At 71.2% G+C, this 16,600-nt stretch carries 20 protein-coding genes; 10 read left to right on the forward strand and 10 right to left on the reverse strand.

From position 1 onward, the window contains the following. The first annotated feature begins 3 nt into the window (after nt 1-3). Entirely contained in the window at nt 4-1,344 is a 1,341-nt protein-coding gene (gene aspS, locus ORG17_RS12250; protein ID WP_027466337.1) for an aspartate--tRNA(Asn) ligase, read from the forward strand. 133 nt (nt 1,345-1,477) lie between these two features. Here aspS and ORG17_RS12255 read toward each other — a convergent pair whose 3' ends face one another. The 5 genes from ORG17_RS12255 to ORG17_RS12275 all read right to left on the reverse strand — a co-directional run bounded on the left by ORG17_RS12255 (nt 1,478) and on the right by ORG17_RS12275 (nt 3,165). Continuing rightward, nucleotides 1,478-1,771 carry a Dabb family protein gene (locus ORG17_RS12255; protein WP_071247431.1) on the reverse strand — a complete coding sequence of 98 codons (294 nt, stop codon included), beginning with the start codon at nt 1,769-1,771 and terminating at the stop codon, nt 1,478-1,480. After that, nucleotides 1,768-2,022, reverse strand: coding sequence for a glutaredoxin family protein (locus ORG17_RS12260; RefSeq protein WP_071247435.1), 255 nt, complete (start codon nt 2,020-2,022; stop codon nt 1,768-1,770). Before ORG17_RS12260 ends, ORG17_RS12255 begins: the two co-directional genes overlap by 4 nt. A gap of 87 nt (nt 2,023-2,109) precedes the next feature. After that, nucleotides 2,110-2,208, reverse strand: a complete 99-nt coding sequence (locus ORG17_RS12265; protein WP_003792170.1) for a 30S ribosomal protein bS22 — start codon at nt 2,206-2,208, stop codon at nt 2,110-2,112. 109 nt (nt 2,209-2,317) lie between these two features. Then, a complete protein-coding gene (locus tag ORG17_RS12270; protein WP_017888579.1) occupies nt 2,318-2,512 on the reverse strand; it encodes a helix-turn-helix domain-containing protein in 195 nt (64 codons plus the stop codon). A 137-nt stretch (nt 2,513-2,649) separates the two neighbouring features. Then, complete coding sequence (locus ORG17_RS12275) at nt 2,650-3,165, reverse strand: ArsR/SmtB family transcription factor (protein ID WP_051596885.1); 516 nt, start codon at nt 3,163-3,165, stop codon at nt 2,650-2,652. 74 nt (nt 3,166-3,239) lie between these two features. On the opposite strand from ORG17_RS12275, the gene ORG17_RS12280 reads away from it, so the two are divergent. After that, nucleotides 3,240-4,673, forward strand: a complete 1,434-nt coding sequence (locus ORG17_RS12280) for a TrkH family potassium uptake protein (protein ID WP_027466334.1) — start codon at nt 3,240-3,242, stop codon at nt 4,671-4,673. After that, nucleotides 4,666-5,361 carry a potassium channel family protein gene (locus ORG17_RS12285; protein ID WP_216852501.1) on the forward strand — a complete coding sequence of 232 codons (696 nt, stop codon included), beginning with the start codon at nt 4,666-4,668 and terminating at the stop codon, nt 5,359-5,361. Before ORG17_RS12280 ends, ORG17_RS12285 begins: the two co-directional genes overlap by 8 nt. A gap of 87 nt (nt 5,362-5,448) precedes the next feature. Here the strand turns inward: ORG17_RS12285 and proC are convergent, their stop codons facing one another. Beyond that, nucleotides 5,449-6,279 (reverse strand): pyrroline-5-carboxylate reductase, encoded by an 831-nt coding sequence (proC, locus tag ORG17_RS12290; protein WP_027466332.1) that lies wholly within the window; start codon nt 6,277-6,279, stop codon nt 5,449-5,451. Between the two features lie 64 nt (nt 6,280-6,343). Here proC and ORG17_RS12295 point away from each other — a divergent pair, with 64 nt between their 5' ends. Continuing rightward, entirely contained in the window at nt 6,344-7,300 is a 957-nt protein-coding gene (locus ORG17_RS12295) for a cation diffusion facilitator family transporter (RefSeq protein ID WP_027466331.1), read from the forward strand. Here the strand turns inward: ORG17_RS12295 and ORG17_RS12300 are convergent. Further along, nucleotides 7,281-7,715, reverse strand: coding sequence for a nucleoside deaminase (locus ORG17_RS12300; RefSeq protein ID WP_071247896.1), 435 nt, complete (start codon nt 7,713-7,715; stop codon nt 7,281-7,283). The two genes, ORG17_RS12295 and ORG17_RS12300, sit on opposite strands and share 20 nt — an antisense overlap. Before the next feature lie 76 nt (nt 7,716-7,791). Here ORG17_RS12300 and upp point away from each other — a divergent pair, with 76 nt between their 5' ends. From upp to ORG17_RS12325, 5 genes are all read left to right on the forward strand, one after another. Then, complete coding sequence (gene upp, locus ORG17_RS12305; RefSeq protein ID WP_027466329.1) at nt 7,792-8,427, forward strand: uracil phosphoribosyltransferase; 636 nt, start codon at nt 7,792-7,794, stop codon at nt 8,425-8,427. A 663-nt stretch (nt 8,428-9,090) separates the two neighbouring features. After that, nucleotides 9,091-9,858: a winged helix-turn-helix domain-containing protein gene (locus ORG17_RS12310; RefSeq protein ID WP_214526023.1), complete on the forward strand. Its 768-nt coding sequence runs from the start codon at nt 9,091-9,093 to the stop codon at nt 9,856-9,858. A gap of 258 nt (nt 9,859-10,116) precedes the next feature. Continuing rightward, nucleotides 10,117-10,629: a MarR family winged helix-turn-helix transcriptional regulator gene (locus ORG17_RS12315; RefSeq protein ID WP_181421263.1), complete on the forward strand. Its 513-nt coding sequence runs from the start codon at nt 10,117-10,119 to the stop codon at nt 10,627-10,629. Beyond that, the gene (locus ORG17_RS12320) at nt 10,626-11,975 is read left to right on the forward strand and encodes a cryptochrome/photolyase family protein (protein WP_214526024.1); all 1,350 of its coding nucleotides are present in this window, start codon (nt 10,626-10,628) and stop codon (nt 11,973-11,975) included. The genes ORG17_RS12315 and ORG17_RS12320 overlap by 4 nt, the downstream gene beginning before the upstream one ends. Beyond that, complete coding sequence (locus ORG17_RS12325) at nt 11,972-13,444, forward strand: serine hydrolase domain-containing protein (RefSeq protein ID WP_214526025.1); 1,473 nt, start codon at nt 11,972-11,974, stop codon at nt 13,442-13,444. Before ORG17_RS12320 ends, ORG17_RS12325 begins: the two co-directional genes overlap by 4 nt. Before the next feature lie 72 nt (nt 13,445-13,516). On the opposite strand, the gene ORG17_RS12330 is transcribed toward ORG17_RS12325, so the two are convergent. After that, nucleotides 13,517-14,488, reverse strand: a complete 972-nt coding sequence (locus tag ORG17_RS12330; RefSeq protein WP_214526026.1) for a carbohydrate kinase family protein — start codon at nt 14,486-14,488, stop codon at nt 13,517-13,519. 157 nt (nt 14,489-14,645) lie between these two features. On the opposite strand from ORG17_RS12330, the gene ORG17_RS12335 reads away from it, so the two are divergent. Next, entirely contained in the window at nt 14,646-15,269 is a 624-nt protein-coding gene (locus tag ORG17_RS12335; protein WP_214526027.1) for a TetR/AcrR family transcriptional regulator, read from the forward strand. Nucleotides 15,270-15,378: 109 nt separating this feature from the next. Here ORG17_RS12335 and ORG17_RS12340 read toward each other — a convergent pair whose 3' ends face one another. Both ORG17_RS12340 and ORG17_RS12345 read right to left on the reverse strand, forming a co-directional pair. Beyond that, the gene (locus ORG17_RS12340; protein WP_027466323.1) at nt 15,379-15,993 is read right to left on the reverse strand and encodes a superoxide dismutase; all 615 of its coding nucleotides are present in this window, start codon (nt 15,991-15,993) and stop codon (nt 15,379-15,381) included. A gap of 45 nt (nt 15,994-16,038) precedes the next feature. Beyond that, nucleotides 16,039-16,548 (reverse strand): flavin reductase family protein, encoded by a 510-nt coding sequence (locus tag ORG17_RS12345; protein WP_214526028.1) that lies wholly within the window; start codon nt 16,546-16,548, stop codon nt 16,039-16,041. Nucleotides 16,549-16,600: the final 52 nt, after the last annotated feature.

The raw sequence follows: 16,600 nt of genomic DNA on the forward strand, positions 1-16,600 counted from the left end.
ACCGTGATCGAACGCACCCGCATCGCCGACCTGGCAGCCCTCCCCGACGGTCCCGTCTCCGTGGCCGGATGGGTCGAGACCGTCCGAGACCAGAAGAAGGTGCAGTTCGTCGTGCTGCGCGACGAGACCGGCGCCGTCCAGCTCGTGAACCCGGCGACGCGCGAGGCCGAGGACGGCGACGACGCCGCACAGTCCGCGCTCGCGACCACCAACGAGATCTCCGGCCTGGCGCACGGCACCTTCGTGCACGTCACGGGCACGCTGAAGCACGACGAGCGCGTGAAGCTCGGCGGGCTCGAGGTCAAGATCGGTGCGCTGCAGGTGGTGAGTGCCGCGATCCCGGAGACCCCGATCGCCGACGACTCGTCGCTCGACAAGCGTCTCGACTGGCGCTTCCTCGACCTGCGCAACCGCAAGCAGAACCTGATCTTCCGCATCCAGACGACGCTGGAGCACGCGTTCCGCACGTACTGGGTCGACCGCGACTACATCGAGATCCACACCCCGAAGCTCATGGCGTCGGCGTCCGAGTCGCGCGCCGAGCTGTTCCAGCTCGAGTACTTCGAGACGACCGCCTACCTGGCCCAGTCGCCGCAGAACTTCAAGCAGATGGCACAGCCGGCCGGCTTCGGTGCCGTGTTCGAGATCGCCGACGCCTTCCGCGCCGACCCCTCGTTCACGAGCCGCCACGCGACCGAGTTCACCAGCGTCGACGCCGAGTTCTCGTGGATCGAGTCCCACGAGGACGTCATGGCGATGCACGAAGAGGTCCTGGTCGCCGGCATCACCGCCGTCAAGGAGAAGTACGGCAAGGACATCGCCGAGGTCTTCGGCTTCGAGCTGCAGGTCCCCGCGACGCCGTTCCCCCGCGTGACCCTGGCCGACGCGCGCAAGATCGTCGCCGACAGCGGCTACGACGTCGTCCGCGCCGACGGTGACCTGGACCCCGAGGGCGAGCGCCGCGTCGCCGCCTGGGCGAAGGAGCACCACGGCTCCGAGTTCGTGTTCGTCACCGAGTACGACGCCTCGATCCGGCCGTACTACCACATGCGGAAGCCCGGCGACCCGTCGGTCACCAACAGCTACGACCTCATCTTCAACGGCGCCGAGATCTCCACGGGTGCCCAGCGTGAGCACCGCGTCGACGTGCTCGAGGCGCAGGCCGTCGAGAAGGGCCTCGACCCGGAGGAGCTCGGCTGGTACCTCGACTTCTTCCGCTACGGCGTCCCGCCGCACGGCGGCTTCGGCATGGGCCTCGCGCGCGTGCTGATGCTCATGCTCGGTGAGCCGTCGATCCGCGAGGTCACGTACCTGTTCCGTGGCCCGACGCGCCTGACCCCGTAGGTCCCGCGCTGCGCGGCACCGCCGCGCGCACATGGTGAGCAGCAATGGTCGCCTCCCGATGCGGGAGGCGACCATTGCTGCTCACGAAGCGCGCGACGCGAAGCGACGAGCGCGCGCGGACGGGAGGCCCGGCTCAGCTCTGCCAGTCAATGGCGGCCCGCGCCGTGACCAGTTCACGGATCGCCGCTGCCGCCGCCTGGTGCTCCGGGTGCACCTGGTACGCATCGAGCCCGGCGAGGTCGTCGAAGCTGGCGACCACGGCGACGTCGTGGTTCTTGTCCGGGTAGGCGACGTTCTCGACGACCTCGAGCGAGCGGATCGACTCGACGGTGCCGACCAGACCGGTCAGGAGTTCGCGGATGCGGGCGATCGACGCGGTGCGGTCGAGATCGGTCCGCAGGGACCAGGAGACGACGTGGGAGATCATGCGCGGGCCTCGGCCTTCTCGAGCGCACGTGCGAGCCGGTCGGCGTCGACGTGCCAGTTGCTGTGGACGCGCCCGTCGATCAGCACGACGGGGATGTCCTCCGCGTACTCCTGGCGGAGGGCGTCGTCGTCGAGGATCGAGCGTTCCTGCAGGGTGACCCCCGGGTGGTCGGCGACGACGCGTTCGACCACGGGTCGGGCGTCGTCGCAGAGGTGGCATCCGGGCTTCGTCAGGAACGTCACTGCGGGCATGGTCCCAGCGTAGTCCGGGAACGCGAAAGCCCCGGCGAACCGGGGCTTCTCGTGCAGGTCCTCCGACCTGCGCAGACCTGTGAGGGTCTACTTCTTGTTGCGGCGCTGGTGACGCGTCTTGCGAAGGAGCTTGCGGTGCTTCTTCTTCGCCATGCGCTTACGACGCTTCTTGATGACAGAACCCATGTGGACCTCGCTCGGACTGATGCTGATGTACGGACACCGGGCCGAAGAGACCGCGGAAAATCAACCTGCCCGAGTCTACCGGCTGCCCGCTGTGATGTCGAACGCGCGCTCAGCCGACGTCCGCCACGCCACCGCGCAGCACGTCGGCGACGGCCGACTCGGGGACACGGAAGGAGCGGCCGAAGCGGATGGCGGGGAGCTCACCGGCGTGCACCATCCGGTACACGGTCATCTTCGAGACGCGCATCATCTCAGCGACCTCAGCGACGGTGAGGAAGCGCACGTCGTCGAAACTGCCGGTCATGGTCCGCCTTCGGGGCTCGCACGCGCGCTGCGCACGGGAGTGGTGTGACCTGTGTGGTCAGTGGCAACTGTAGAGGCGCGTGCGACCCGGTGTCCAGGATCAGTCCGCGCCCGGTGCGCACCGACCGTGCCGCGGGCTCAGTCCTCGTCGCCCCGCCGGGTGAAGCGCTTGCGGCTGCGGTCGACGACGCGCTCCCAGCCCTGCTGCGCTCCGGAGATCGCCGCGGTGGCCCGGTACGACGCCTCGGCCATCACACGGCCGAGTTCGGTGCCCACCTCGACGGTCGCCTTGCCGGCCGTGCCGTTCCGGCGGATCGACACCGGCTGGCCGTCCGGCGTCCACGCGGTGGTGGCCGGGGTGCCGTCGGCGTCGACCGCGCCCGTGAACGGCAGGACCCAGTCCTCCAGGTGCACGAGCGGCTCCGGGTCGAGCCGGTAGTAGCGGTGCTGCCCTTCTTCGCGACTGGTGACGAGACCGATGTCGCGCAGGACACGCAGGTGCTTCGACACCGTGGGCTGGCTGACCCCGAGGCGTTCGACGAGCTGGCCGACGCTGAGCTCCCCGCCGGTGACGTCCGAACCGTAGGCGGACAACAGCGTGCCGAGCAGCTCGCGCCGGGTCGGGTCCGCCACGACGGAGAAGATGTCGGCCATGGGGCAAGGCTAGCCGGGGCACCACGGATGTACCATGACGAACCGTCCCGGCCCATGTCCTCGGAGGCATACGCATGCTCGACCGAACCGAGCCGATCCCGCACCACGTGAGTGTCGGCCGACGACGAGCGAGCCGGATCGCGACGGTGCTGCGGTCGTCGCCGTCCCGACTGGCGATCGTCGTGTTCATCGCGCTGATCTTCCTGTTCACGGTGGCCTTCATGACGCCGTGGGCCACGGCGGACCGCAGCAGCACCCACTTCGCGGACGCCCTCTTCACCGCGGCGTCGGTGGTCTGCGTCACCGGGCTGTCCACCGTCGACATGGCGACGCACTGGTCGGTGTTCGGCAAGGTCCTGGTGGTCATCGGCACCCAGATCGGTGCCGTCGGCGTCCTGACCTTCGCGTCGATCCTCGGCCTGTTCGTCACCCGGAAGCTCGGCCTGCGCGCGAAGCTCATGGCGGCCGGCGACTCGAACCCGCTCCGCACCCACCACGGCGCCGTGCCCGAGGGGCAGGCCGTCCGGCTCGGCGAGGTCGGCACCCTGCTCGCGACGGTGGCGGTGAGCACCCTGTCGATCGAGATCGTCCTCGGCCTGCTGCTCCTGCCGTCGGTGCTCATCGCCGGCATCCCGTTCTGGACCGCGGTCGGCGACTCCTTCTACTACGCGGCGATGGCCTTCACGAACACCGGGTTCTCGCCGAACGCGGACGGCCTCGACCCGTTCGCCCACGACTACTGGTTCCTGACGCTGCTCATGATCGGTGTCGTGGCGGGGTCCATCGGGTTCCCGGTGATCCGTGCCCTCACGAAGCAGCTGCGCACCCCGCGGCGCTGGCCGATCCACGTCAAGCTCACGCTGGCGACGAGCGCGGTCCTGCTCCTCGGCGGCGCGGTCGTCTACACCGCCCTCGAGGCGTCGAACCCGACGACCTTCGGCGAAGAAGGAGCGGGGCGCACCGCGTTCCAGGCACTCTTCCTGTCGACGATGACCCGCTCCGGCGGGTTCTCGCTCGTCGACTTCGACCAGCTCAACGGCTCGAGCCTGCTCGTCACGGACATGCTCATGTTCATCGGTGGCGGATCCGCCTCGACGGCCGGCGGCATCAAGGTGACGACCCTCGCGGTGCTGTTCCTGGCCGCGGTCGCCGAGGCCCGCGGCCGCCAGAGCATGGAGGCCTTCGGTCGCCGGATCCCGAGCGACGTCCTGCGCGTCGCGGTGGCCATTGTGCTGTGGGGAGCGACGATCGTGGCCGTCGCGACCGTGGTGCTCCTGCAGATCACCGACGACTCGCTCGACCGTGTGCTGTTCGAGGTGATCTCGGCGTTCTCGACCAGCGGTCTGTCCTCCGGCGTGTCCGCGAACCTGCCGGAATCGGGCAAGTACGTGCTCGCCGCCACCATGTTCCTCGGCCGGGTCGGTACAGTGACCATCGCCGCTGCCCTGGCCGCCAGCCAGAGCCGGCAACTGTTCCGCCGTCCCGAGGAGAGGCCGATCGTTGGCTGACCGCACCCGTTCGTCGCACCAGCACGGTGCCATCAGTCACGACGCTCCCGTCCTCGTCATCGGGCTCGGTCGCTTCGGGGCCGCCACCGCCGGGCAGCTCGAACGCCAGGACCGCGAGGTGCTCGTCGTCGACACCGACGCCGGACTGGTGCAGAAGTGGTCCGACCGGGTCACCCACGCGGTGCAGGCGGACGCGACCGACATCGACGCGCTCCGGCAGATCGGCGCGCAGGACTTCGCCATCGCCGTCGTCGGCACGGGCAGCGACCTGGAGTCGAGCGTGCTCATCACGGCGAACCTGGTCGACCTCGGCGTCCCCCAGATCTGGGCGAAGGCGATCAGCCGCTCGCACGGCACGATCCTGTCCCGCATCGGCGCCAACCACGTCGTCTACCCCGAGCGCGAGGCCGGCGAGCGCACGGCGCACCTGGTCTCCGGCCGGATGCTCGACTTCATCGAGTTCGACGACGACTTCGCCGTGGTCAAGATGTTCCCGCCGCGCGCGGTCCGCGGCAAGGACCTCGCCACCACCGTGATCCGCACCCGCTTCGGCCTGACCGTGCTCGGCATCAAGCCGCCCGGCAACCCGTTCGTGCCGGCGACGCCGGACAGCGTCATCGGTGAGGACGACGTCATCATCGTCTCGGGTTCCGAGACAGACCTGGAGCGCTTCGCCGCGTACGAGTAGCGACCACCGGACGGACGGGAGGCCCGTGGCGACGCCGCCACGGGCCTCCCGTCCGCACTGTGGCTGCGTCCACGACGCGGTGTGCGTCTACGACGCGGCGATCTCCTCGGCACGCGCGATCGCGGCACGCGATGCGCGCAACAGCGTGTCCGCCAGGTCGGCGTCCTGCAGCACAGCGACGGCCCGTTCCGTCGTGCCCTTCGGGCTCGTCACCGCACGGCGCAGGTCGGCGGGCTCACGGCCCGACCGCTCGAGCAGCTCGACCGCGCCGCGGACGGTGCCCTGCACCATCGTCGCCGCCTGCTCGTGGGTGAACCCGAGCTCCTCGGCGGCACGCTGCCACTGCTCGACCAGCAGGAAGACGTAGGCGGGACCGGAGCCGGACACGGCGGACAGTGCGTCGAGCTGCTCCTCCGGCACCTCGATGACCTCGCCCGAGGCGGTGAACACCGACGACGCCAGTGCGACGGCCTCGGCGTCGGCCGAGGTGCCCGCGCTGATGCCGGTGACGCCGTGGCCGACGCCGATCGGGGTGTTCGGCAGGGCACGGACGACCCGGACGCCGGCGGGCACCCGAGCCTCCATGCTCGCGGTCGTGGTGCCGACGGCGACGCTGACCAGGACGGCACCGGGCTCCAGGTCGTCGGCGACCTCGTCGAGCAGGTCCGCGATCATGTACGGCTTCACGCCGACCACGACGAGGGCCGCGCCACGGACGGCCGCCCGGTTGGCGTCGGGGTCGGTGTCGCTCGCGGTGGCGTCGAGGCCGCGCTCCCGGTGGGCAGCGGCGGACGCCTCCGACTTCGTGGTGAGGGTCACGGTGGCCGGGTCGAGTCCCGCGGCGAGCAGGCCGTCGAGGACCGCGCCGGACATGGAGCCGACGCCGAGCAGGGCGGTGCGGGGCAGGTCGATCGTCATGCTCCCGACCCTACCGACGCGACCCGCCTAGGATCGTGTCGCAGACCACGAGAAGGGGACAGCTGTGAGCGCTTCCGGAGGCACGAAGGCGATCTTCGCCGCACTCGGTGCCAACATCGGCATCGCGATCGTGAAGTTCATCGCGGCGGCGATCAGCGGATCGGCGTCGATGCTGGCCGAGGGCGTGCACTCCCTGGCCGACTCCGCGAACCAGCTCCTGCTGCTGCTCGGTGGCCGCAAGGCCCGGCGAGCGGCGGACCAGGAGCACCCGTTCGGCTACGGGCGTGAACGCTACGTGTACGCGTTCGTCGTCTCCATCATCCTGTTCTCGGTCGGCGGTGTCTTCTCGCTCTACGAGGGCATCGAGAAGCTCGCCCACCCGCACCCGCTCGAGAACTGGTGGCTCCCCCTCGTCGTGCTCGTCATCGCCATCGGTCTCGAGGGCTTCTCGCTCCGCACCGCCCTGCACGAGGCCCGACCGCAGAAGGGTTCGCAGAGCTGGGTGCAGTTCGTGCGCCGTGCGAAGGCCCCCGAGCTGCCCGTCGTGATGCTCGAGGACACCGCGGCCCTGCTCGGCCTGGTCTTCGCCCTGTTCGGCGTCGGCCTGACGGCGATCACCGGCAACGGGGTGTTCGACGCGATCGGCACGATGCTCATCGCGGCGCTGCTCATCGCGGTCGCGGTGGTGCTCGGCATCGAGACGAAGAGCCTGCTCGTCGGCGAGGGCGCGACCGCCGCCGACGTCGAGCGCATCAAGCAGGCGGTGCTCGACGGCCCCGAGGTCGACGCGATCATCCACCTGAAGACCCTGTACCTCGGACCGGACGAGCTGATGGTCGGTGTGAAGGTCGCCGTCGACGGGGACCGCCGGCTCGGTGACGTCGCCGCCGGCATCGACACCGTCGAGCAGCGTGTCCGGAGCGCCGTGCCGATCGCCCGGGTGATCTACGTCGAACCGGACGTCCTGCGCACCGGGCCGCAGCCGCCGACCGAAGCGATCGTCATCCTCGCCGCGGACTGAAGAAGTCGTCGAGCAGCTCGGCACACGCCTGCTCGAGCACGCCCCCGATGACCTCGGAGCGGTGCGGCAGCCGGCGGTCCCTGGCGATGTCGTAGACGCTGCCGCTGGCGCCCGCCTTCGGGTCCCACGCGCCGAACACGACACGGGGCACCCGTGCGGCCATGACGGCGCCGGCGCACATCGGGCAGGGCTCGAGCGTCACCACGAGCGTGTGCTCCTCGAGGTGCCAGTCCCCCGTCACCGCCGCAGCAGCACGCAGCGCCAGGACCTCGGCGTGGGCCGTCGGGTCCTGCCGCGCCTCGCGCTCGTTCCGGCCGGTGGCGACCACGACGCCGTCGCGGTCGAGCACCACCGCGCCGACCGGCACGTCGTCGGTCTCCAGGCACCGTCGGGCCTCGTCGAGCGCACGCTCCATCGCCGGGACGAACGGGCGGGCTGCGGGCTCCTCCACGGGACCTCCTGACGGTCGGCGGCACGCTAGGCTCGACCCTATGCGAGTCCACGTCGCCGACCACCCGCTCATCACCCACAAGCTCTCGGTGCTCCGCGACCGTACGACGCCCTCCCCCACGTTCCGCGCCCTGACCGAGGAGCTCGTCACGCTCCTCGCGTACGAGGCCACGCGGGGCGTCCGGGTCACGGCGACGCCGATCGACACGCCGGTGGCGCACACCATGGGCGTCGCGATCGCCAAGCCGCGGCCGCTCGTCGTCCCGATCCTCCGCGCCGGGCTCGGCATGCTCGAGGGCATGGTCAAGCTCGTCCCGACGGCCGAGGTCGGCTTCCTCGGCATGGCCCGCAACGAGCAGACGCTCGAGCCGCAGACCTACGCCGAGCGCCTGCCCGACGACCTGTCCGGTCGGCAGTGCTTCGTGCTCGACCCGATGCTCGCCACCGGTGGCACCCTCGCCGCCGCGATCGACTTCCTGTTCGCCCGCGGTGCGCAGGAGGTCACGTGCGTGTGCATCCTCGGTGCCCCCGAGGGGCTCGCCATGGTCGAGCAGGCCGTCGGCGACCGCAACGTCTCGATCGTCCTCGGTGCGCTCGACGAGAAGCTTGACGAGAACGGGTACATCGTCCCGGGCCTCGGCGACGCCGGCGACCGCCTCTACGGCCTGGCCGAGTAGCGCAGACCCGACACGTCTCGGACAGGAGGCGCGGTGCCGGCTGGCACCGCGCCTCCTGTCGTCCGTGCGGTCGCGCCCACCGCACCCGCCGGTTCCGGGCGTACCAGCCCGTTCCGGGCGTACCTGCCCGTTCCGGGCGTACCCGGTCGTTTCTTTCCACGAGGTACGCCCGATTCGACCTTCCATCGCGTGCGCATTGGGAAAGAACGGGCGTGGCGCCCGACGCCCGTGCGGTCGCGCCCACCGCACCGTCCGTGCGGACGGTTGACACCGCGTTGGTATACCGCAGATACTCGTCACATGACTGCAACCGTGTCCACCCGCGTCCTCTCCGAGGCGTGCTCCTCCGCAGGGGCAGTGGGGACCGTCGGCATGATGATGCCGACCATGCCGGTCATGCGTTGTCGAATGTGTGCCTGATCGGCACCCGTTCCAGCCGGATCCCCCGCGACACCACCCCCGTCGCGAGCGCGTGATCCCCGGGTGACGGACACCGTCGGCGACGCGCACCACGTCACGAGGTCTGTCTCCCGTTCCCCCGGGTCGGCCCCGGTCCGCAGCAGGACCGCAGGGCACATCGGCGTACCGCCGTACCCGGGATGACGCATTCGACACCGGCCGCCGCGCCACCCGCGCACCGGCCACACCGCCCGGAGAACCACCATGTCGCTCACCATCGCCCAGCCCCGCACCGCGCTCCGCACCGCACCGGCCCCGACCGACCTCGGCACCGTGACGCCGATCCGCCCGCGCCCGGCCTCCCCGGCAGCCACCGGACCGGCCACCGTGCCGACGAGCCCCGTGGTCGCACCGCAGCGGAACCGCGCGCTCCCCGAGGGCACCGAGGCCCGCGGCTTCGCCCTGTACGTCGGCATCGACGAAGCGAAGGCCGCAGCCGCCGGCACGACCCTGGCCGCGGTGGTCGAGCAGCTGAAGGCCCTCACCGCGCAGCTCGTCCCGTCGTCCGAGACCTACGCGGCCGTCGCCGTCGCCGCCGAGCACTCCGGTGGCCGTGACGTCGACGTCGTCCGGCTCGCCCTGCAGGACCGCTCCGCGGTGGCCGCCCGCAAGCAGGCCGAGAAGCCCGAGCCCGAGGAGACCGGCGTCGTCATCGACATCTCGCGGAAGCGCGTGACCCTCGACGGCGAAGCAGCACCCCTGACCTACAAGGAGTTCGAGCTCCTGCAGTTCCTGGTGCTCCGCGAGGGCCAGACCGTCGACCGGTCCGCGATCATCGACGGCCTCTGGTCGGACGGCGAGGACGAGACCCCGAACGAGCGCACCATCGACGTGCACGTGCGTCGGCTCCGCTCCAAGCTCGGCGCGTTCGAGGAGATCGTCCGCACCGTGCGCGGCGTCGGATACCGCTTCGACCGGCACGCGGACGTCGCCGTGCGGTACGCGTCGACCCCGTCGCCCGACCTCTTCTGAGCCTGATCGGCTGCTCTTGGTGAACTCGCAGCGAACCGGCCCCGGAGAGGCTGGCGCGCCGTTACCGCTTCGTTATACAGTCGGTGGTGCAGACGGTGTTTGCTGTGGCACCGCCTGTGGAATGTGATTGCAGGAAACTCTTGGTGCAAGGGAGAGGGCCGGTCGCCGACAGGCGGCCGGCCCTCGTGCATGTCGCCCGGCTCCTGTCGGACCCCGTCGGTAGTGTGGTCAGACCGTACGACCGGAGGGAACGCGAACGTGAGCGAGACACGCCGCAGTGAGAAGGCGACCGCGGTCGCCGCCTGGGAAGCGCTCTTCCGCGCCCAGGTCGCCGTGATGCGGAGTCTCAACGCGGACTTCCCCGGCGACGAGATCTCGTTCAACGAGTACGACGTCTGCTTCAACCTGTCGACCCAGCCCGGCCGCCGCTGCCGCATGCGCGACCTCACCGGGCACCTGCTCCTCACCCAGCCGAGCGTCAGCCGCCTGGTCGACCGGCTGCTCGCCCGCGGCATCGTCGAGAAGCAGCCGGACCCCACCGACGCCCGCGGCGTGATCGTGGCACTGACCCCGCACGGCTTCGACGTCTACCGCCAGGTCGCCGTGCAGCACGCGGCGAGCATCGCGCAGCAGGTCGGCGCCGGACTGTCCGACCCCGAACTCCGCACCCTCACCGAGCTCTGCACGAAGCTCCGGCTGGCGGTCGGCACGGCACCGGGCCGGCGGTCGACGGCCCGCCCGGTGGCCGCTGCGGATGCGGCAACGGTGTGACCGGCGCGATCGTCTGGCTCCGTGACGACCTGCGGCTGTCGGACAACCCGGCGCTCCGTGCGGCGATCGACCACGGTGGCGACGTCACGGTGGTGGTCGTCCTCGACGAGCAGTCCCCCGGGCTCCGTCCGATCGGTGCCGCGAGCCGCTGGTGGCTGCACCACTCCCTGACCGCCCTCGATGCCGACCTGCGCGAGCGGGGTTCCCGGCTGGTCCTCCGGCGCGGTGCCGCGGCGACGGCGATCGACCAGCTCGTCGCCGACGCCGGAGCCGACGCCGTGTACTGGAACCGTCGGTACGGCGCCGTCGAGCGGGACGTCGACGCCGGCATCAAGGCGGCCCTGCACGACCGTGGCGTCGAGGCGCACAGCTTCGCTGCGAACCTGCTCTGGGAACCGTGGACCGTGCTCACCGGGCAGGGCGAGCCGTACAAGGTCTTCACCCCGTTCTGGAACGCCGTCCAGGCGCTGCCCGAACCGCGCCATCCCCTGCCCGACCCCGACGACCTGCCCGCTCCGGCCGACGTCACGGGTGATGCGCTGGCCGACTGGGCACTGCTGCCGACGAAGCCCGACTGGGCCGGCGGCCTCCGTGACGCCTGGACCCCGGGCGAGCACGGCGCGCAGCAGCAGCTCGAGCACTTCGTCGAGCACGCGCTCGAGGACTACGACCAGCGCGACGAGCCCGCGATGGAGGCCACGAGCAGCCTGTCGCCGTTCCTGCGGTGGGGCGAGATCAGCCCGTACCAGGTGTGGCACCGCCTGCACGAGCGGCTCGAGCCCGCGCAGCGCCAGAACGCCGCCGCGTTCCTCCGGCAGCTGGCATGGCGGGAGTTCAACTGGAACGAGTACTTCCACTGCGACGACATCGCCACCGTCAACGTCCGTCGGAACTTCGACGCGTTCCCGTGGCGTGACCCGGAAGCGGCCGAGCTCGACCGCTGGCGGCAGGGCCTGACCGGCTTCGACCTGGTCGACGCGGGCATGCGCGAGCTCTGGCACAGCGGCGCCATGCACAACCGGGTGCGATTGGCGGCCGGGAGCTTCCTCGTGAAGAACCTGCTCGTCGACTGGCGCGTCGGGGAACAGTGGTTCTGGGACACCCTGGTCGACGCCGACCCCGCCAACAACGCGGCGAACTGGCAGTGGGTCGCGGGCTCCGGCTTCGACGCCGCCCCGTACTTCCGGGTCTTCAACCCCGACCGGCAACTCGAGCGCTTCGACCCGCACCGCGAGTACGTCCACCGCTGGGTCCCCGCCGACGAGCTGCGCCCCGAGCCGATGGTCGACCTGAAGGCGTCGCGGCAGCGGGCGCTCGACGCCTACGAACGGATGCGGCGATCGTGACCGGGTCGCACCCCGCGGTCGCCGCCGTCGTCGACCAGGTCGACGAGCTGTTCCGTGCTCGTGTCGAACAGGGCATCGCGCCGAGCAGCGTGTGGGGCGTGTTCGACCGCTCCGGGCTCGTCGCGTCCGGTGGGCACGGCGACCGCGGGGACGGCCGGCGGCCGGACGCCGACACCGTCTACCGCATCGCCTCCTGCACCAAGAGCGTCACCGCCGCGACCCTGCTGACCCTCGTCGCACGAGGTGCGCTCGACCTCGACGCACCCATCACCGACTTCGTGCCGGCGTTCGGCGCCGTCACCCTGCCGACCCCGGACTCTCCCGTCCCCACAGTGCGGATGCTGCTGACGATGTCGGCGGGCTTCCCCACCGACGATCCCTGGGCCGACCGGCAGGAGTCGATCTCGGACGCCGAGCTCGACGAGGTCCTGCGCGGCGGCCTGCTGTTCGACTCGCTGCCCGGCACCCGCTTCGCCTACTCGAACCTCGGCTACGCCCTGCTCGGCCGGGTCGTCGCCGTCGTGACGGGGCGGCCCTTCACCGTGGCCGCCGACGAGACCGTGCTCCGTCCCCTCGGGCTCACCGACACGGTGTTCAGCGCCGACGAGTCCACCGGGTTCGTCGTCACCGGTGTCCGCGGACACGAGGGCGACTGGGAACCCCTGCCGATGACGGGCCCCGGCGCGTTCTCGTCGATCGGCGGGCTCTTCTCGACCGTCCGCGACCTGGCGCGCTGGGCGACGCACCTCGGTTCGGCGTTCTCCGCTGCGCCGGAACCCGGCCCGGTCTCCCCCGCCGATCGCCGGCTCATGCAGCAGGCGATGCGGGTCGTCCCGTCGTCCGTCGTGCCGGGTTCGGCCCGCGCGACGGCGTACGGCTTCGGGCTGTTCGTCGAGCAGGACGACCGCTTCGGCGAGCTCGTCTCGCACTCCGGCGGCTACCCGGGCTTCTCCGCGCACATGCGGTGGTCCGTGCGCGACGGCCTCGGGGTCGTCGCGTTCGAGAACGCCACGCAGGCCAAGGTCTCCGCGGCCGCGCAGCAGGCGCACGACCTCGTGCTCGACGCGGCGCTGACGGCTCGGACACCCGACCCGGCGGAAGCCGGCACCGACGTGGCCGGAGCGACCAGCGGGGTGGCGGCGACCACCCGCGCGACGCGAGCCGCCCAGGCCGCCGTGACGCGCCTCCTGGCCGACTGGCGCGACGACCTGGCGGATGCCATCTGCACACCGAACGTGGCCATGGACGTGCCCTACGACCGCCGACGGCGGGCGGTGGCGCAGGCCGTCGCGGACGTCGGCGCCGACCTCGGTGCCGCACCGGTGTCCGAGTACTCGGCGGCACCGTCGCACCTGCGCTGGTGGCTCCCCGGCACCTGCGGGCGCCTGCGCGTCGAGATCCGGCTCGCGCCCACCGCCGCGGGGCGCGTCCAGACCCTGAACGTCGTCCCCGAACCATCGGAGCGCTGACCCGACGGAGCGCTGGCCGAACACTGACCCGACGGAGCGCTGACCGGGGGTGCCGACCGAGAACCCGTCGGCTCAGACCGGCGGTCGACCGCCCACGAAGCCGAGTGCCCGCGCGGCGACCCGGGTGCCCTCGCGGGCTGCCGCACCGACGCGGACCGGATCCGTCGCCCACGCACGGACGAACCCGGCGACGAAGGCGTCCCCGGCGCCGATGGTGTCGACGACGGTCGCCGGTGTCGCGGGGACCCGGTGGACGCTGCGGCCCCGGCGTCCGATGAGCGCGCCGTCGGCCCCGGCCGTGACGACGACCAGTGGGACGTGCTCCGTCAACCGCCGTACCGCGGCGTCGAGGTCGTCGCCCCCGCCGAGGGCGAGCGCCTCGTGCTGGTCGGGGAAGAGTACGTCGACGCCCCGCAGGGCCTGCAGGAACCTTTCGGCACCGATCGTCTCGATCACCGCCACCGACGATGGGTCCACCGCCACGCGCGCCGGCCCCGTCCGGGCGCACGCCACCAGGTCGGCGAGCCGGTCGGCCCCGCCGCCGAGCATGGCGGCCCCGGTCAGGTGCACGATGTCGGCGCGGGCGACCACCGACGGCGGGACGTCGGCGGCACTGATCTTCCCGCTCGCGGCCGGGTCGGACATCGCGGTGCGACCGTGGCCGTTGCGGACCGAGACGACGACCCCGGTGGACGTCATCGCGTCGTACCGCAGGTGGGCGCGGACCCCGGCGTCCTCGAGCGCGCGTTCGTGGCGGTAGACGTCGTCGACCCCGACCCGGGCGACGACGTCGACCTCGGCCCCGAGCCAGCCGAGCCAGGTGGCCGTGTTGCCACCGGCACCGGTCGGACGGTGGCGGATCTCCGCAGCGGGGTCGTGCACCCCGATCCGGTGTGCGGTGGTGTGCACGAGGACACCGTCCAGGACGTCGCCGACGACCAGGAAGCGTTTTCCGGCGCCACGACGACGGCCCGTGACCACCCGTCCGGCGCGGGTCCCTTCGGGCCGGGACGGCGGCGGAGCGCCCTCGTACGGCATGGACATCCGAAACAGTGTACCCGTAGCCGAGTTTTTCTCCGTTTCTATCGGTGAAAACGGAGGTTTCGCGGAGAGATCACACACGACGACCATGGTGCCACTGAAATACCGGCTGCTAGTATGTGGGCGGTCGCGCGACCACCGCCCCGACGACGGAGATGCCATGCCCAGGAAGCCCGACCCCACCCGCAAACCCGCGATCCTCGAGAAGGTCGTCGACCACTTCGTCGAGACCAAGATCGAGGACGTCACGGTCCGGGGCCTCGGCCGCGTGCTCGGGACGAGCGCCTACCCCGTCGTCTACCACTTCGGCTCACGCGAAGCCCTGATCGACTCCGTCGTCGAACACCTGGCGGCCGCACGTCCGGTGGCGACACTCGACCCGGACGCCGATGCGGACGCCCTCGCCGATCACCTGGTCGCGGCCTTCGGCGGGCTCGACGACCCACACCGCGCGTTGGCCGCGCGACTCACCTTCGAACTCGGTTCGGTCGAGTCCCTCGACGGGCGGGACCGCCAGCGCCGTGCGCACCGCTGCCACGTGGCGGCCATCCGGGCGTGGTGCCGGGCGCACGGTGCCGACCCCGTCCTCGCCGAACGTGCGGCCCAGGACACGGTGATGGCCGCCCGCGGAGCCCAGTGGAGCGCGCTCGTCGACCGCGCGCACACCGAGGCCGACGCCGCACTGCGTCGCATCGCGCACGACCTGGCTTCGAGCACGACCGGCGCCGACCCCGCGCTGCGCGCGACCGTGCCCGCGTCCGAGGACCGGTCCCGGACCCGGTGACGGCGTGCGGTCCGGAACGGCACCCGGACCACGAACGGGAGGCACGGTGCCAGCTGGCACCGTGCCTCCCGTTCGTCAGGTGGTCACCGTGGTGACCCGCCGACGCGGATCAGAGCGTGACGAACCGCTGCGACTTCGCGTTCTCGAAACGAGCGGCGACGTTCTCCCAGTCGACGATGTTCCAGACGGCCTTGACGTAGTCCGCCTTGACGTTCAGGTAGTCGAGGTAGAAGGCGTGCTCCCACATGTCGAGCATGAAGATCGGGACGAGACCGAACGGGATGTTGCCCTGCTGGTCGAAGAGCTGGAACGTGGTGAGCTTCTGGCCCACGGTGTCCCAGGCCAGCACGGACCAGCCGGAGCCCTGGATGCCGTTCGCGACGGCGGCGAACTGCGCCTGGAACTTCTCGAACGAACCGAAGAACTCGTCGATCGCCGCGGCGAGCTCGCCCTCGGGGACCTTCGTGTCCGGGCCGAGGTTGGTCCAGAAGATCGAGTGGTTCACGTGGCCACCGAGGTGGAACGCGAGGTCCTTCTCGAGCTTGTTGATCGCGCCGAAGTTGCCGGACTCACGGGCCTCGCCGAGCTGCTGGAGCGCGGTGTTGGCACCGGTCACGTAGGCCTGGTGGTGCTTGTCGTGGTGCAGCTGCATGATCTTGCCGCTGATGTGCGGCTCGAGCGCGGCGTAGTCGTACGGCAGTTCCGGCAGGGTGTACTCAGCCATGTGAGGTCCTTTCGATCAGTGGGGTTGTGGACGCGGCTCCGCGGCTCACGAGAGCCGGGAACGATCGGTGAGGGAGTGGAATTCCCGGTTGTGGTAGACCAGCGGCTCGCCGCGGTCGGCACCGACGATGATGTCGAGCACCTCGGCCACGACGACGGTCGAGCTGCCGATGGGCGTCGTCGACAGCGGTCGGCAGCGGAGCGCACTCGCCGCACTCGGCAGGTAGCGGTCGCCGGACGGCAGGGTGCCCCAGATCGGGTCGTCGGCGGCCGGGCTGCCGGTCGACGCGAAGCGCTTGGCGAGTGCGACCCCGAGGGAGTCGACCAGGTGCACGACGAACAACGGCGCACCGAGCACGACCCCGGCCGAGCCGGAGTTCGTCGAGAGCGAGAAGACCAGCACGGGCGGGTCGACGGCCACGCTCGCGACGCTCGAGGCGGTGAGGCCGGTCGGTCCGTCCGGGCCTTCGGCCGTGATGACGGCGACGCCGGCAGGGTGCCCGCGGAAGGCGGACTTGTACGCGTCGGCGATGGATGCCGGTGCTTCGTCGGGCATGGTGATCGTGGTCGTTCCTTCGGGAGGGGCTGCCGTCACTCGGCGGCTGTCA

The sequence above is a fragment of the Curtobacterium flaccumfaciens pv. betae genome (assembly GCF_026241855.1).
Taxonomy (GTDB): Bacteria; Actinomycetota; Actinomycetes; order Actinomycetales; family Microbacteriaceae; genus Curtobacterium; species Curtobacterium flaccumfaciens.

Excerpts from the sequence above, each read along its gene's own strand:
- ORG17_RS12255 (WP_071247431.1), bottom strand. The coding sequence starts at position 1,771 with ATGATCTCCCACGTCGTCTCCTGGTCCCTGCGGACCGATCTCGACCGC.
- ORG17_RS12260 (WP_071247435.1), bottom strand. The coding sequence starts at position 2,022 with ATGCCCGCAGTGACGTTCCTGACGAAGCCCGGATGCCACCTCTGCGAC.
- ORG17_RS12265 (WP_003792170.1), bottom strand. The coding sequence starts at position 2,208 with ATGGGTTCTGTCATCAAGAAGCGTCGTAAGCGCATGGCGAAGAAGAAG.
- ORG17_RS12270 (WP_017888579.1), bottom strand. The coding sequence starts at position 2,512 with ATGACCGGCAGTTTCGACGACGTGCGCTTCCTCACCGTCGCTGAGGTC.
- ORG17_RS12275 (WP_051596885.1), bottom strand. The coding sequence starts at position 3,165 with ATGGCCGACATCTTCTCCGTCGTGGCGGACCCGACCCGGCGCGAGCTG.
- ORG17_RS12280 (WP_027466334.1), top strand. The coding sequence starts at position 3,240 with ATGCTCGACCGAACCGAGCCGATCCCGCACCACGTGAGTGTCGGCCGA.
- proC (WP_027466332.1), bottom strand. The coding sequence starts at position 6,279 with ATGACGATCGACCTGCCCCGCACCGCCCTGCTCGGCGTCGGCTCCATG.
- ORG17_RS12300 (WP_071247896.1), bottom strand. The coding sequence starts at position 7,715 with ATGGAGCGTGCGCTCGACGAGGCCCGACGGTGCCTGGAGACCGACGAC.
- upp (WP_027466329.1), top strand. The coding sequence starts at position 7,792 with ATGCGAGTCCACGTCGCCGACCACCCGCTCATCACCCACAAGCTCTCG.
- ORG17_RS12310 (WP_214526023.1), top strand. The coding sequence starts at position 9,091 with ATGTCGCTCACCATCGCCCAGCCCCGCACCGCGCTCCGCACCGCACCG.
- ORG17_RS12330 (WP_214526026.1), bottom strand. The coding sequence starts at position 14,488 with ATGTCCATGCCGTACGAGGGCGCTCCGCCGCCGTCCCGGCCCGAAGGG.
- ORG17_RS12335 (WP_214526027.1), top strand. The coding sequence starts at position 14,646 with ATGCCCAGGAAGCCCGACCCCACCCGCAAACCCGCGATCCTCGAGAAG.
- ORG17_RS12340 (WP_027466323.1), bottom strand. The coding sequence starts at position 15,993 with ATGGCTGAGTACACCCTGCCGGAACTGCCGTACGACTACGCCGCGCTC.
- ORG17_RS12345 (WP_214526028.1), bottom strand. The coding sequence starts at position 16,548 with ATGCCCGACGAAGCACCGGCATCCATCGCCGACGCGTACAAGTCCGCC.